The sequence below is a fragment of the Acinetobacter sp. XS-4 genome (genome assembly GCF_023920705.1).
Taxonomy (GTDB): domain Bacteria; phylum Pseudomonadota; class Gammaproteobacteria; order Pseudomonadales; family Moraxellaceae; genus Acinetobacter.
Genome location: NZ_CP094657.1, coordinates 126,975 through 141,836, shown reverse-complemented (window position 1 = coordinate 141,836; position 14,862 = coordinate 126,975). Strand labels below are relative to the sequence as shown.

The following is a 14,862-nucleotide window of genomic DNA, read 5'->3' as shown; positions in this document are numbered from 1 at the left end:
TTAACATAATACGCCTTATACAAAATACTTAAATTTCACATTTATTATCAATGTTTTAGTATGATTCACTCTAGAATTCAGTGCACTTGAACGGCTTTTTATAATTTCCCACATCCTACGACTACAATTTGACCAACTCAATAATTTAATTAAATTATAAAAAAAGGAAGCCACAGCTTCCTTTTTCATACCTAACTCTTAAATACCATATTTTTCACGATATGCTTGCATATTTGCTAGCGCTTCTTTTTCGCCTTTTGCGTCTAAATAATCCATTAAATCTTTCATGGTAATGAGTGCATGCACAGGAATTTCTAATTCTTTTTGAACTTCTTGAATTGCAGAAAGTTCACCTTGCCCACATTCCTGACGATCTAATGCAACCAATACGCCCGCAATGGTCGCGCCTGCATTTTTCAAAATCGTTACCACTTCACGAATCGCTGTACCTGCGGTAATAACGTCATCAATAATCCAGACTTTTTTACCTTCAACCGCTGCACCTACTAAAACACCGCCTTCGCCATGATCTTTCGCTTCTTTACGGTTAAAGCCCCATGGCACGCTCTTATTATGCGTTTGCGACAAAGCAACAGCAGTCGCTGCTACAAAAGGAATCCCTTTGTAAGCTGGCCCAAAAATCACATCAACATTTTCACATTGTATTAATTTATCAGCATAGCCTTGTGCTAAAAGAGATAAAGCTTCACCATCGTTGAGTAGGCCTGCATTAAAAAAATAAGGACTCACGCGTCCAGATTTTAAAGTAAACTCACCAAATTTAAGCACACCGCGTGATAATGCGAGTTCGATAAATGCTTGCGGGTTAAATGACACAGGCGTTGTCATGAGGTGCTCCAAATTCACAATTGAGGTTAAATTTTCGCATGATACCAAAGGATCAGTATCCAAGTGATGTAAAAATTCTTCGAGTCGTTTCCATTAATGTAAATGGCTTGCGTTCTTCAGTGACGAAAGGCTTACTTGAATGGTTAGAACAATCAGATGCCGATGTCGTATGCATGCAGGAAAGCCGCATTACCCATGAACAATGGACTGAAAAATTTAGACCCGAAGGATGGCATACCCATCTCTTTCCAGCAGAACGTGCAGGTTACGCAGGAACTGCCATATATAGCCGTTTGCCCTTTGTCTCGATTAAAGATGGTTTAGGGTTTGAGTTGGCTGACAGTCAAGGCCGCTTTGTTTCTGCTGAATTCGATTTAGGTTTGTCACATCCGGTACATATTGCGTCATTATACTTACCTTCAGGCTCAAGTGGTGAAGAAGCGCAAGCACGTAAAGATTTATTTTTAGGTGAGTACGCAAAAATCTTGAAACAATGGCGTGATGAAAATAAGTCAGTCATCATTTGTGGCGACTACAACATTGTTCATAAACGCATTGATATTAAAAACTGGTCGGGTAACCAAAAATCATCTGGCTGTTTACCTCATGAGCGTGCATGGCTTGACCATATTTATGATGAACTTGGCTATGTCGATACCTTCCGTGTAGTTCGCGCAGAAGCAGAACTTTATTCATGGTGGTCAAATCGCGGGCAAGCTCGTGCAAAAAATGTAGGTTGGCGTATTGACTATCAAGCGTGTTCACCAGACTGGAAAGCGCGTACAACCAACGCATGGGTCTTTAAAGATCAATGGTTTAGCGACCACGCACCGGTTATTATTGACTATAAAATTCAAGACTAAGTGAACGAGTGTTCACTTACATTGTCGTTTTCGCTTACAGCATATGTCGTTTTTGAGTATTTTTCTTACACAGCTTTAACGGCATTATAGCTGCACGGCACAGGGAAGCAGTCAGGATGACGCAAAAGGATAGGACGCCGTAGGAAGATAAAATAAACTTATGATAAGTTTATTTGCAAGGATGTGACATTGGACGTTGAAATGAGACCCGCATGATCAGGATGATTAAATGCGGGTTTTCTCTTTTTAAGTCTCTTATTTTTGCGCTAAGTTCTTTTAGTTTTAATTTCTTCTTATTAAGCTCATTATCGCTTTGTCTTATGACAATAACATGACATTTCTCTTTCGATTAATCATTAATTTTCATTTGTTTTAAAAGTATCGGTATAAAGTAGTGCTCACATGCATTTTGAGTTAGGCTGTGTGCTCTCTCTTTTTGACATGGCCCGATAAAATGTTAAAAATTTATGGAATTAAAAACTGTAGTTCAATGAAAAAAGCATTTGATGCCTTACAAGCTAAAGCGCTTAACTATGATTTTCATGATTATAAAAAACAAGGAATTGACGCAGATACCTTAAAAATCTGGTTAAAAGAAATTGGACAAGATACTGTTCTCAATAAAAAGGGAACAACTTGGCGCAAGCTATCAGAAGAAGAACAAAATCGTGCTTTAAGCAGTGAAGATCACCTTATTGAAGCACTGATTGCTCAACCAAGTTTAATTAAAAGACCTGTTTTACAAACCTCACAAAGTTTTGTTGTAGGGTTTGATGAAGCAACTTATCAAAATATCCAAGCATAAAAAAACGAGCCAAATGGCTCGTTTTTTTATTAGGGCTTTTAGTTAGCGCGAATCCACGTTTGGTTACGACCAAGTGCAGAAACACCAATATAGCCACGCAATTTAAGCTTCTTACCGCCGTCTGTTAACTCACCTTTCAATTTGTAAGTTTTGCCAGACTTTGGATCTAAAATCGTACCGTTTTCATAACTATTGCCACCCACATTTTTCAAATTATGTACAATGGTGACACCTTTAAGCGGTTTGTTTTTGTACGGACCTTCACATTTTGTACAAGCGTTTTCTTCACCTGGCGTCAAAATGTTTTGAATGGTAGCAGTTAAGGTTCCATCCTTCTGTTCCGTAAATTTAACTACGGCTTTTGGCTTGTTGGTCTGATCATCAATTGTTTTCCATACCGTTCCATTGAGTGTATCAGCCGCATTGGCAAATGCAGCCATACCAATGAGTCCTAAAGCTAAAGCAATCTTTTTCATTTTTGTAATATCCTTGGGTCTTTCAAGATTTTTAGTATTCAGAAGTCGCAAAGATATTGCAATTTTTGAATGTGACTGTTTCGTGTAACCTTGTAATCTTGCAAAATAAAATTTACAAGAAAACAAGAAACTAGCATAAAAATGGATGCTGTATGAATATATCAAATGTTTGGAAATATTACTTTACAGAAACTTTTCTTAAAACAACAATTCGCAAGCCAAGTCAGCTAAATTTGCCGGCTACCGCCTTACGTCCCGTTCTAGATCAGATGTGTCGTGCCTTTCCACGACAAAAAAATGTTTCTGTGCGTCCAATTCGGTTAGCAGGGATTAAAGGTGAAGAAATCAAACCACAAGATTCCGCCACTCAACTGATTTTTCACATTCACGGCGGCGCATTTTTTCTTGGCAGTGTCAAAACACACCATGCTTTCATGACAGATTTAGCTGCCCGCACTCAAATGCAAGTTATTCATGTGGACTATCCGCTTGCACCTGAGCACCCCTATCCTGAGGCAACTGAAGCTCTATATGACATCTATCAATCTTTAGTGGTACAAGGCATTCAGCCTAAAGATATTATTTTATCGGGCGATTCGTGTGGAGCAAATTTAGCACTGGCGCTTTGTTTACGCTTAAAAGAACAACCTGAACTCATGCCAAGTGGCCTGATTTTGTTATCTCCATTTCTAGATTTAACGCTCACCAGCGAGTCTCTCAGATTTAATAAAAAACATGATGCCTTATTATCTATCGAAGCCCTACAAACAGGGACTCAGTACTATATAGGTAATCAGATCACAGCTGATGACCCGCGTGTTTCACCTATTTTCGATGACTTACACGGCTTACCACCGACTTTGGTTCAAGTGGGTTCTAAAGAAATATTATTAGACGATGCCAAGCGTTTTAGAGAAAAAGCTGAAGATGCTGGCGTTAAAGTTCAATTCAAACTTTATACAGGCATGTGGCATAACTTCCAGATGTTTAATGCATGGTTTGATGAGGCTAAACAAGCATTGGCAGATATTGCTGAATTTGCTCACGAACTCGATAAAACTTAATTTATCTATACATGGTGTGAATAGTGCCAGAAACTTTTCACATCATTTTCTTTATAAAAAGTCATCATGTATAAATTGAAAATCATGTTATGTTTAAAACATAAATTATTTAAACAATCCAATTTTAGGATGGTCCAACAAAGAGGCATCTATATTTAGGAGCCCTTACTTATTATGAAAAGTCGTTTAATCACTCATCCAATACATAGAATAAAACAGGTGATACTCGATTTCATCCACAATAATCACATCATCAACTGGACACCATTACAAAAAAGTGCCCTGATGCTCATACTTGCCTGTGCAATGAATTTCAGTTGGGTTTTATGGAAAGGTTATATTCTAATTACCCCCAGTGTCTGGCAATGGGCACATTTACCTTTAGTTGAATCGCAAATCTGGCTCAATTTATTCACCTTATTTTTATTAGGTCTTTTGATTATCCCCTGCTATCGCTACAAAAATGATGAATGGGCTCAAAGAATTATTCCTTTCGTGAGTGTGCAATTTTTTACGCTCATGCTATGCCACGATGGATATTTAATTGGCAGCATTAGCCCAGCCACTATGGTCGGTTATGTCGGCACGATTGGGGTAGGTCTGGTGTTATTTGATCGAAAAATTGTTTATAGCGCCCTTGTACCTGCGACAATTATATTAATCGTATGTACTTATTTGAGTATGAAAGGTGCTTTGCCTTATGCGCCTTTATTTAATCTTATTGCTATGCAACGTGCTCAAACTAATCCTTTTTGGTTAGGAAGCATGGCATTTTTTATTATGCCTATTTTATTGGCGTGTTTTATTTTATTTGAAATATTACTCACCCAGTGGCGTCAGCGAGAAACTTATATTCAACGTTTAAGCCAACTTGATCCATTAACCAATGTATTAAATAGACGTAGTTTAAATACGCATTTAGAGTCGCTACACCAACAGCAATTTGATTATGCGGTGGTACTTCTTGATATCGATCATTTTAAAAAAATTAATGATATATATGGGCATCACCAAGGTGATCAGGTTTTAATTGAAATCGCTCAATGCCTTTCTGAGAACTTGCGTGGTGAGGATATTATTGGTCGATTTGGTGGAGAGGAATTTATCTTATTACTTCCCCACACCGATATTATTCAAGCAGAAAAAATTGCTGAGCGTTGCCGCCATGCTTTGCAAGAATTGCCTGTTTTTAGCACTCAAAATAACCCCATTCATATTAGTGCAAGTTTTGGCATAAGTAGTTCAGCTTTTGCACAGGATCCTTATCTCGTTATTCGGCAGGCTGACCAAGCACTTTATGCTGTAAAAGCTTCAGGACGTAATCAGGTACGTACATTTCATCAGAATGAAGCTGCTAATACACTATGATTCTTTTAGTTTTGCCAAACTCGCAAGTTGCTGCAAAAGTTCTTGCTGACTAAAAGCACCCGTTAAACGTAAAGCACGAATTTCTTTTTGCTCAGGGCTTAAAAATAGATAAGTCGGTGGTCCTAAAATATTCCATTGTTTGAGTAGAGCTTCGTGTGATTGATCATAATGGCTCAAATCAAGCTTAATTAAATAGTAAGGTGCAAGAGCAGACTGAACCTCGGGTGCTTTTAAAATACGGTGCTCAATCGGTTGGCAAGCAACACACCAATCTGCATAGACATCAACCACAATGGCCCGATCAGCGGGTGCGGCTGCTAAAATCTTTTTGAAGTCTGCCGCGCTAGCCGCAACATGCCACTCAGCCATGTGTTCAGAACTTTGCAAAGTTCGATTTTGAATATGCTGATATTGGTTATAGGCTACAAAAGGTGTAACGATTAATAATAAGATCGCATAGAGCCATTGTAGCTGTCCCTTTTTCCAGAAAAACTGATAAACCGCATAGGCTATAAAAGCGAGGCCTAGTACTAGACTAAGTACTTGCATGCCCCAATCTGGCAATAAAGGACGAATAAAGTAGAGACTTAAACCTAACATCAGAAAAGCAAAAATCACTTTAATCTGATGCATCCAGTCTCCCGCTTTAGGTAAGAATTTTGCCCCTAAGATGCTTGCAAGCAATAAGGGAATTCCCATTCCAAAACCTAAACAGAATAAAAGCAAAGCGCCTTGCCATTGGTTTTGTGTTTGAGAAATGAATAATAAAGTTCCAGCCAGAGGTGCGGTCATACAAGGACCGACCAAGAGTGCAGAAACCACACCCATGACTCCAGCACCCACTAAAGTGCCACCTTGTTGCATCGACTGAATACGGTCAAGTCGGTTTAACCATGTTTGTGGTAAACGAATTTCAAACAAGCCAAATAGATTTAGAGCAAAGATAATAAACAGCAAACTAAAAGCAATTAAAGTCGCAGGCTGTTGTAACCAACGCTGGAAATTTAAGCCTGCTGAAGAAGCAATTAAACCTAAGCCAGCATAGACCAATGCCATGCTACACACAAAAGTAAGTGCAATGGCCCAAGCCTTTAAACCTTTATGTTCTCGAATAATTAACGAAGTTAAAATTGGCAACATCGGTAAAGAGCATGGCGTAAATGCGAGCAGCATGCCTAAACCGAGAAATAATAAAATCCCATACCAAAGTGAATGCTCAATTAACTTAGCTGACCAGATCTGATCTTGCGCAATTTGTGGTGTAGATGGATCTATTACTGGCTCTGTACTCTGCTCTTTTTCTAAAAGTTTTGAATCTGAAGAAGTGTCGGATTGGGTGTTTGTCAAATCCAGAAATCGTTTTGGCGCTATCCCTGCTTGGTTTTGCACACCGACCAAGCCATCTGCATCAGTTTGAAACTCAATCGTTTGTGGCGGATAGCAAATACGGTCTTTGGCACAGCCCTGCCAAGTCACACTATAGTGTTCTGAAGGCTTTGTCTTAATTTGAAAATTAACTTGATGGTAGTAAACCTGACTTTGCCCATAATTTTCATCATATTGGGCAATCGCTTTAGGTAACTTTAAAGCTAAAGGTTGAGTACCTTGTTGTACGGAAAATTTATGCTGATATAGATAGTAGTTTGGCTGAATCTGCCAAGACAAACTCGCAGTATGCGGCTCAGACGATTCAACCGAAAATGAAAAAGCTTGTTCGGGTGAGAGCAGCTTCTCTTGTGCGGAAACCAACTGGCTAAACACACAAACAGTAACTGCTAGAAAATAAAGAATTCCCTGATGAATAAGCTTTCTCATTAACATAAATTTAAATTGCTTCGATTAGAACAAGAATGCCACGCCTAAGCCACCGTTGTAGCTCTTGTCTTGACCTTCTAAATCAACCCCGATACTTGCATCAAGCTGAGTACGATTATTTACGGCATAGACTAAACCTGTACCTAAACCATATTCATAGTCTTGGCTTTCAGCTTTACGGTAAATGAACTCAGAATATCCAGAAAGTTTACCAGCGATCTTATAGTTGATTGCTGGAATTGCAGTTACAGCCCAGTCACTGTTTTGCACTTCGTAGCGCATGGTAATTGAGGTATCAATCAAGTCATTATATTTATAAGCCACTGCTGAACTTAGGCTATAAATATCGTCATGCGCAGTAAATTCATCATTACCAGTTGCAATAACAGCCTGAGCTAACACAGCCATTGATAAGTTTTCATCATCTAGATCAATTGCTTTTTTCAAACCGATGCTTACATCACCAAAGCCTGAATTGTCAGTTTTTTTACCAGCACGCTTGGTTTGAGTCCATGCTGGACCTTGCCAGCCTAATTGTAATTCTAAGCCATCAGCCAAACCTGTACGGAATAGCATATCCTCATTTACAGTTACGGTCTTTTCTTTAACGCCATCAACAGTCGACTCTGTATAAGTCGCGCTAGGTAAACCCTGTTCCCAAGCTAACTTACCTACTGGGGTAATGCCTGTTCCAAAGCCTGCTCCAGGACGGTCAAAGGAAAACTCTGCTGCGAAAGTACTTCCGGCAGCAACAGTTGTAAGGGCAAAAGTTAAAATTTGTACTATTTTCATTTTAATATCCAATCAAGTAGTTAATTCTTTTGTCATTTTAGCCCCATGACGGCGCAATAACTCTAATGTTTCACGCTCTTCTTCAAGTGATTCTGACCAATCTATTTCATCAAAATCACAATCAAAGAACAACTGACTGATTGAAGATAAAATGGTGAGTCCTTCTTCATCACGTGAGTTTGGATCAACTTTTTCATCGAGTAAACGTTGAACGGCTGGAGCACATGCCGAGCTTGCCGCATCCCATAACGGACCATAAAACTCTTCTGCATCCCAAAGGTGTACATTGGCTTTAGCTTGAATTAAAGCTTCAAGAATATCGAGATAAACTTGTAACGCTTGTTGCTTCTCTTCTTTTGAAAGTGGTGTACCCGCTTCATAAGCTTCCGATACATTTTCCCACCATTTAAAAATTCCGTCACAGATAATTGATACAGGTGGCCCTTGCTCCGGATCAATAAAGTTCGGATCAAGTCCGTCAGCAAGTAATTTCTGCACTTGCGCGAGTTCTAATTCTTCTATGGCTTTAATTAAAGCTTGCTGCTGGGTGGTTAACATGACCATCTCTCAAAAATATATTAGGGCTATTATGCCTAATCTCATCTCCAGATTTTAGAGGTTGATTGCATCGCATTGCAAACCTAATGTTGTGAATAGTTTATTTTCATCAAATATAAAAAAAGCCCCGAAGGGCTTTTTAGCATTTTCAATTAAACTTCATCATCAATGAATTCTGGTTGCCCACCTCTCGGGTGTTCTTTTTTCTCAAAAGTATGTTCGAGGCTGCGTTTTAATTTTTCAATCGCGCCATGAATTGAAGCGTCAATATTTCCTGCTTTATGGTGAACTGCAACTGGTTTCAAACCTGAAGGACGTGCTTCAATCATACAGTGGATATCTTTGTCACCACTTTTGTCCCCATTTTCATCACTAAAATGAACCGAGAAATGCGTAATACGTTCGCTGTGACGTTGGAATTCTTGAGTAAGTTCTGCACGTACATAAGTAATTAAACGTTCACTATTATGGATGTTTTTATCTGTGCGGATTTCAATATTCATAAATACCATCCTCTCTTTCTTACTGTGGATCTTTTCTATGCAAAACTTTTTTATGTTGGCATGTTTTAAGCATGCATGAACTGACTTCAATTGTACATTTTGATGGTGTAATGGTTTGTTATCTCCTGACTTAAACGTACTGGTTTTAATTTATTTTGAAGATCTTCATATCTTCAATATCAGTCCATCTATAAAAATATGCAAGCTGATTTTTTAAATTTTTATGAAAAATTGAACAAAAGGAGAGCAATCGTGTCCAAATCTTATCAATCTGGAGCCGAGCTCATTGAGCAAATTCAAAAGTCTCCTTATTCACGTGATTTGATCGGTTATCACGGGCAGCCCCCACAGGTTAAATGGCCTGACAATGCCAAGATTGCAGTGCAATTTGTTCTTAATTATGAAGAAGGTGGCGAAAAACATATTGAGCACGGCGATGATGGCTCAGAACAGTTTTTATCTGAAATTATTGGTGCAGCAAGTTACCCAGCGAAACATATGTCGATGGACTCTATGTACGAATATGGTTCACGTGCTGGTTTTTGGCGCATTCATAATGAGTTCCAAAAGCGCAAACTTCCAATGACCATTTTTGGAGTTGCAATGGCACTTGTCCGCAATCCTTATATTGTGGAAGCGATTAAGCAAGCTGATTATGATGTGGTTTCTCACGGCTACCGCTGGCTTCACTATCAAGATGCTGATATTGAAGTTGAAAAACAGCATATGGAACAGGCTTTGTCTGTTTTAGAAAACTTGTTTGGAAATAAAACGATAGGTTGGTACACAGGACGTGACAGTCCCAACACTCGTCAGTTACTGGCAGAGTTCCCGCAAATTCAATACGACTCTGATTATTATGGCGATGATTTGCCTTTTTGGACGACTCTCACCGATGTTGATGGTGTATCAAGAGCTCATCTAATTATTCCTTACACCTTGGAGTGTAACGACATGAAATTCTGTTCACCAGGCGGATTTAATAGTTCAGAACAATTTTTTCAATATTTAAAAGATAGTTTTGATGTGTTGTATGCAGAGGGAGAAACTGCACCAAAAATGATGTCGATTGGAATGCATTGTCGTATTTTAGGGCATCCAGGCCGTTTCAAAGCCTTACAAAAATTTCTCGACTATATTCAAATGCACGATCGTGTCTGGGTATGTCGGCGCCAAGATATTGCGCAGCATTGGTATAAAAATCACATAACTAAATAATTGATTTTTTAATTTTCCAAATTCCTAGACGAATCACAATCTACTCTTGGCACTGTTATTGCTAAAACTCTATATCAAGACAATGAGTTTAGGAATAACAGTGTTTTTAGCCGAGTTTAATCAAGCCCCAACCGAACAACTCAAGACTTTGTTAAAAAACTGTGTCCACATTCCAGCATGGGCCGAGAAAATCATCTCAGAACGCCCCTATTCATCTAAAGCATCTCTTTTAGAGCATGCAAAAAATCTAAGTCAAATGTGGTCATGGCAAGACATTGAAACTGCTTTAGCAACCCACCCCAAAATTGGTGAACGACAAGCAAAAAAACAACTTAATGAAAAAGAGCAGCATTTTTCAAATCGAGAACAAGCTGGCATTTCTTTAGATAAACAAACACAACAAGCGCTGCTACAAGGCAACTTTGATTATGAACAAAAGTTTGGCTTTATTTTTTTAATTAAAGCGGCAGGTCTTACTAGCGATGAGATTTTAAAAAAGCTACATGAACGTCTACAAAATGACTTGGCTATCGAAAAAATAATTGTACATGAGCAACTCGCAGCGATTGCTCTATTACGTCTATCTCAGGAAATACAAGCATGATCAGCACTCATATTTTAGATACGAATTTAGGTAAACCAGCTGCACACGTAGAGGTGAAGTTGTTTCATGCAGCAACCCATGAATTGATTGCGACTGCAACCACTAACCCAGATGGTCGAGTGGGTGATTTTGGAATAAAAGACTTTGCAAAAGGTGCATATCAACTTGAATTTGAAATTGCGCCTTATTTTTCATCGCAGCAAATTAAAACTTTTTTTCCACGTGTTTGTATTCAATTTTTTATAGAAGATGTCAATCAGCATTATCACATTCCATTACTGATCAGCCCGTTTGCTTACTCCACTTATCGCGGTAGTTAATTCAAATATAAATAGGAGAAAAATATGAATCATCAGCAAAAAAATGCGATTTCTCCAGAGCATGAATATTTAGGAATTTCCAAAAGTTTTGCTTACGGCTTACAGCATGTGCTGACCATGTATGGTGGTATTGTAGCCCCGCCACTTATTATTGGAACAGCAGCTGGCTTAAGCTCAGCACAAGTCGGAATGTTGATTGCAGCTGCCCTATTTGTAGGCGGATTGGCAACACTGATACAAACCATTGGAACGAAATATCTAGGCGCAAAATTACCTTTAGTTCAGGGTGTATCTTTTGCTGGCGTGGCTACCATGGTTGCCATTATCACCACTGGTGGCGGCTTACCTGCTGTGTATGGTGCGGTGATTGTCGCATCTCTGATTGGACTATGCCTTGCACCTTATTTTTCAAAAATTATTCGGTTTTTCCCGCCCGTTGTGACTGGATGCGTCATCACGATTATTGGACTATCTCTGTTACCCGTTGCGATTCGCTGGATGATGGGTGGCAACAACAAAGCATCTGACTGGGGTAGCGTAGAAAATATTTCTTTAGCCTTACTGACTTTAGGCATTGTGATTGTTCTAAATATGCTGCCGCAAGCAAGCATCCGACGTTTATCAATTTTGTTGGCTATTGTTGCTGGTACCACCCTCGCCTACTTTATGGGTTTTGGCGATTTTAGTCAGGTGAGCTCAGGCGCATGGTTGCAATTTCCACACTTATTTGCATTTGGTTTACCAACTTTCGAGCTCAGTGCAATCTTGTCGATGTTGATTGTGACGTTAGTCATTATGACTGAAACCACAGCAGACATTATTGCTGTCGGAGACATTGTAGGAACTGAAGTCGATTCGAAACGAATCGCCAATGGCGTACGTGCCGATATGTTTTCAAGTGCTTTTGCACCTATCTTTGGTTCATTCATGCAAAGCGCTTTTGCCCAAAATGTTGGACTCGTTGCAATTACCGGTATAAAAAGCCGCTTTGTAGTCGCAGCAGGCGGTGTGATTCTGATTATTTTGGGGCTACTACCCATTATGGGTCGTTTGATTGCCGCGATTCCAATGCCTGTACTTGGTGGTGCAGGTTTGGTCTTGTTTGGGTCAGTTGCAGCGAGTGGAATTCGCACTTTGGCAAAAATAGATTATAACGATCAGAAAAATTTGATTATTGTGGCAACTGCTTTATCGGCAGGAATGATTCCAATTATTAACCATGAGTTTTATGCTCATTTTCCAGTTTGGGTACAAACTTTGTTCCATTCAGGTATTAGTTCAACATGTATTTTTGCTATCTTATTGAATTTATTATTTAATCATTTACCCACATTTCGCAGCTCGCGTACCCCGCATTTAAGCCAAACAATAAAGACACAAAACCCGCATTAATCTTTTAGTTTTTAGCGCCCCACTTCGGTGGGCATTTTTTTAACCGTTGATCAAATTTGGCTTCATTTTTGCTTAAGACCCTGTATCCTTAGCGTGCTTTATTTGGGGGGAGATCATTTAAATGCAATTAAAGCAACTTGCGGCGACTTGTGCCTTGTTATCTGCAACTGCCATGGTTCAGGCAAAACCAATCTGGCAAGATTTTAGCGTGACTGGACTTTATGGTGAAAACTATGAAGTTGTAGACGACAAAGAAACCACGATTACTTTGGAATATGCGGCGAAAGTTAAATACGCTGATGTGTTTTTCTTCATGGACCGTATGCGCGGTGAAGATGACTATAAGAGTACTTACTTTGAGTTATCACCACGTTTAAGCTTAGGCGAAGTGTCTGGTAAAAAACTGGCGTATGGCCCAATTAAAGATGTGTTAATTAGTACCACGTGGGAAAGTAACACTCAAAGCGGCAATAACTTCGACAACTTCCTTTATGGTTTTGCAGTTGACTTAGATATCCCATATTTCCAATATGCGAATTTAAACTTCTACCGTGCAAATAATGAGAAAACTGACGACGATTATCAAATGACATTCGTTTACGGCGTTCCATTAAAATTAGGATCTGAAGATTTCTTGGTAGATGGTTTCCTTGACTGGTCAACTGCTGAAGGCGACCATGCCAGCGAGTTGAACTGGACAACTCAGTGGAAATGGAATCTAGGTAAACACATTTCTCCTGATACACGTCTATACTTAGGTATTGAACATTCTGTGTGGAATAACAAATTCGGTATTAAAGGTGCAGATGAAAATAACGTCAGTGCTTTGGTTAAATACCACTTCTAAAATTATGATTTAGAAGATTAAACAGCAAGGAAAATTCCTTGCTGTTTTTGTTTTAATCGAGTGGATTACCAACAATGTTGCTAATAATCCCCTGCATAATATGTCCGCCTTGTTCACGGCGTAATTCTGCGTACCATGCTTGTGTAACGCTTTCATCTTTCATATGGGTCACATCACAGCGTTTACGCGCACGAAGTACCAATTCATTTGCACGCTCATTGCGCTTGTTTTGATAGCGACGTAAAGCATCTTCGACACCTAAAGTGTTAATTTGCAGAGAACGCGCTAAATAAATCGCATCTTCCATCGCTTGGCAACCGCCTTGACCAATATCAGGTGTCGTGCTGTGTGCAGCATCACCTAAAATCACTACACGACCTTTATAAAACTGAGTAAACGGTTCAATGTCATGGATTTCTACCCGATTCGTCTTTTGCGGGTCTAAGCGCTCAATGAGCTGCTGTACGGGCAAACACCAATCCGCAAAATATTGTTTTAAAAGTTTTTTATAGTCATCTCGATTATTGTCTAATCCTGCTGGCAAAGGCACATCTAAAAAGAAATAGAACTTACCATCTGCAACTGGCATTAAAGACGCTCGCTTGCCTTCCCCCACATAAGTCGTCCATTGCTGAGCTGGGGCTAAATCTTCAGATATTTCAACCAAGCCATTCCAGTTCACATAACCCGCATAACGGCGCTGTACTTGCTGGCCTAACACATAGGTCCGTGTAAGTGAGTGGGTACCGTCAGCCCCAATTAATAGATCAGCCTGCGTTGAACTGCCATCTGCAAAATGGACCTCAACATAATCAGCTTTGTCTTCAAGGCTGACCATTTTTTTGCCTAAATAAATCTGATCTCTGTCAAATTCATCCATCAGCATATTTTGTAAATTAGCACGTGCAACTGGATATGGGCGTTGGCCGACTTCTTCAATTAATGGCAGTAAACTGAATTGTGTCATCACATCTCCAGTTAAACCATCCACATAGGCCAAATCATCCATTTGTCCGCCAAGTTTGGCGATTTTGTCTGTTAATCCGAGATAGTTTAGACATTTCACACCATTCGACCACAGCGAAATTGCAGCGCCAACTGGAAGAATCTTTTCAGTTTGCTCAAAAATGCGAACTTGGTGACCAAATTTCTTTAATGCAATGCCTGTGGTTAGACCTCCCATTCCCGCACCAATAATCACCACATTCATAACATGCTCCTATAGATATTCACCTATAGGGTGCTTATGCTAAAAACATGCCATTGTTCAAAATTTATTTAGCTTTTCCACAAAACTGGCATACACCATGCTTATATATTTACGTGTAAAACTTGTCTCAACACGCTTCGTTTGAGCGCAGTTTTAAATGAAAAATCATGTTTTTAAC

General features: G+C 39.3%; 16 protein-coding genes. 9 read left to right on the top strand and 7 right to left on the bottom strand.

Going from position 1 to position 14,862, the window contains the following annotated elements:
* Positions 1 to 198: 198 nt before the first annotated feature.
* Positions 199 to 849 carry an orotate phosphoribosyltransferase gene (gene pyrE / locus MMY79_RS00660; RefSeq protein WP_016139854.1) on the bottom strand — a complete coding sequence of 217 codons (651 nt, stop codon included), beginning with the start codon at positions 847 to 849 and terminating at the stop codon, positions 199 to 201.
* A gap of 38 nt (positions 850 to 887) precedes the next feature.
* On the opposite strand from pyrE, the gene MMY79_RS00655 reads away from it, so the two are divergent.
* The gene (locus MMY79_RS00655) at positions 888 to 1,712 is read left to right on the top strand and encodes an exodeoxyribonuclease III (RefSeq protein WP_252611254.1); all 825 of its coding nucleotides are present in this window, start codon (positions 888 to 890) and stop codon (positions 1,710 to 1,712) included.
* 454 nt (positions 1,713 to 2,166) lie between these two features.
* Positions 2,167 to 2,517 carry an arsenate reductase gene (locus MMY79_RS00650; protein ID WP_252611253.1) on the top strand — a complete coding sequence of 117 codons (351 nt, stop codon included), beginning with the start codon at positions 2,167 to 2,169 and terminating at the stop codon, positions 2,515 to 2,517.
* Positions 2,518 to 2,555: 38 nt separating this feature from the next.
* On the opposite strand, the gene MMY79_RS00645 is transcribed toward MMY79_RS00650, so the two are convergent.
* Positions 2,556 to 2,993: a DUF2147 domain-containing protein gene (locus MMY79_RS00645; protein WP_003654111.1), complete on the bottom strand. Its 438-nt coding sequence runs from the start codon at positions 2,991 to 2,993 to the stop codon at positions 2,556 to 2,558.
* Between the two features lie 152 nt (positions 2,994 to 3,145).
* On the opposite strand from MMY79_RS00645, the gene MMY79_RS00640 reads away from it, so the two are divergent.
* Positions 3,146 to 4,057: an alpha/beta hydrolase gene (locus tag MMY79_RS00640; protein ID WP_252611252.1), complete on the top strand. Its 912-nt coding sequence runs from the start codon at positions 3,146 to 3,148 to the stop codon at positions 4,055 to 4,057.
* Between the two features lie 174 nt (positions 4,058 to 4,231).
* Entirely contained in the window at positions 4,232 to 5,425 is a 1,194-nt protein-coding gene (locus tag MMY79_RS00635) for a GGDEF domain-containing protein (protein WP_252611251.1), read from the top strand.
* Here MMY79_RS00635 and dsbD read toward each other — a convergent pair.
* The 4 genes from dsbD to MMY79_RS00615 all read right to left on the bottom strand — a co-directional run bounded on the left by dsbD (position 5,420) and on the right by MMY79_RS00615 (position 9,093).
* Positions 5,420 to 7,246, bottom strand: a complete 1,827-nt coding sequence (gene dsbD, locus MMY79_RS00630; protein WP_252611250.1) for a protein-disulfide reductase DsbD — start codon at positions 7,244 to 7,246, stop codon at positions 5,420 to 5,422. The two genes, MMY79_RS00635 and dsbD, sit on opposite strands and share 6 nt — an antisense overlap.
* 18 nt (positions 7,247 to 7,264) lie before the next feature.
* On the bottom strand, positions 7,265 to 8,032 hold the full coding sequence (locus tag MMY79_RS00625) for a transporter (protein ID WP_151963757.1): 768 nt from the start codon (positions 8,030 to 8,032) through the stop codon (positions 7,265 to 7,267).
* A gap of 12 nt (positions 8,033 to 8,044) precedes the next feature.
* Positions 8,045 to 8,590, bottom strand: a complete 546-nt coding sequence (locus tag MMY79_RS00620) for an ankyrin repeat domain-containing protein (protein ID WP_252611249.1) — start codon at positions 8,588 to 8,590, stop codon at positions 8,045 to 8,047.
* Positions 8,591 to 8,742: 152 nt separating this feature from the next.
* Complete coding sequence (locus MMY79_RS00615; RefSeq protein WP_004640014.1) at positions 8,743 to 9,093, bottom strand: HPF/RaiA family ribosome-associated protein; 351 nt, start codon at positions 9,091 to 9,093, stop codon at positions 8,743 to 8,745.
* Positions 9,094 to 9,345: 252 nt separating this feature from the next.
* Here MMY79_RS00615 and puuE point away from each other — a divergent pair, with 252 nt between their 5' ends.
* From puuE to MMY79_RS00590, 5 genes are all read left to right on the top strand, one after another.
* Complete coding sequence (gene puuE, locus MMY79_RS00610; RefSeq protein ID WP_252611247.1) at positions 9,346 to 10,311, top strand: allantoinase PuuE; 966 nt, start codon at positions 9,346 to 9,348, stop codon at positions 10,309 to 10,311.
* Between the two features lie 100 nt (positions 10,312 to 10,411).
* Entirely contained in the window at positions 10,412 to 10,915 is a 504-nt protein-coding gene (gene uraD, locus MMY79_RS00605) for a 2-oxo-4-hydroxy-4-carboxy-5-ureidoimidazoline decarboxylase (protein ID WP_252611245.1), read from the top strand.
* Complete coding sequence (uraH, locus tag MMY79_RS00600) at positions 10,912 to 11,235, top strand: hydroxyisourate hydrolase (RefSeq protein ID WP_252611243.1); 324 nt, start codon at positions 10,912 to 10,914, stop codon at positions 11,233 to 11,235. Before uraD ends, uraH begins: the two co-directional genes overlap by 4 nt.
* 24 nt (positions 11,236 to 11,259) lie before the next feature.
* On the top strand, positions 11,260 to 12,627 hold the full coding sequence (locus tag MMY79_RS00595) for a nucleobase:cation symporter-2 family protein (protein WP_252611240.1): 1,368 nt from the start codon (positions 11,260 to 11,262) through the stop codon (positions 12,625 to 12,627).
* 121 nt (positions 12,628 to 12,748) lie between these two features.
* Positions 12,749 to 13,474: an outer membrane protein OmpK gene (locus tag MMY79_RS00590; RefSeq protein WP_252611238.1), complete on the top strand. Its 726-nt coding sequence runs from the start codon at positions 12,749 to 12,751 to the stop codon at positions 13,472 to 13,474.
* A gap of 52 nt (positions 13,475 to 13,526) precedes the next feature.
* Here the strand turns inward: MMY79_RS00590 and hpxO are convergent, their stop codons facing one another.
* Positions 13,527 to 14,684 (bottom strand): FAD-dependent urate hydroxylase HpxO, encoded by a 1,158-nt coding sequence (gene hpxO, locus MMY79_RS00585; protein ID WP_252611236.1) that lies wholly within the window; start codon positions 14,682 to 14,684, stop codon positions 13,527 to 13,529.
* Between the last annotated feature and the right edge of the window lie 178 nt (positions 14,685 to 14,862).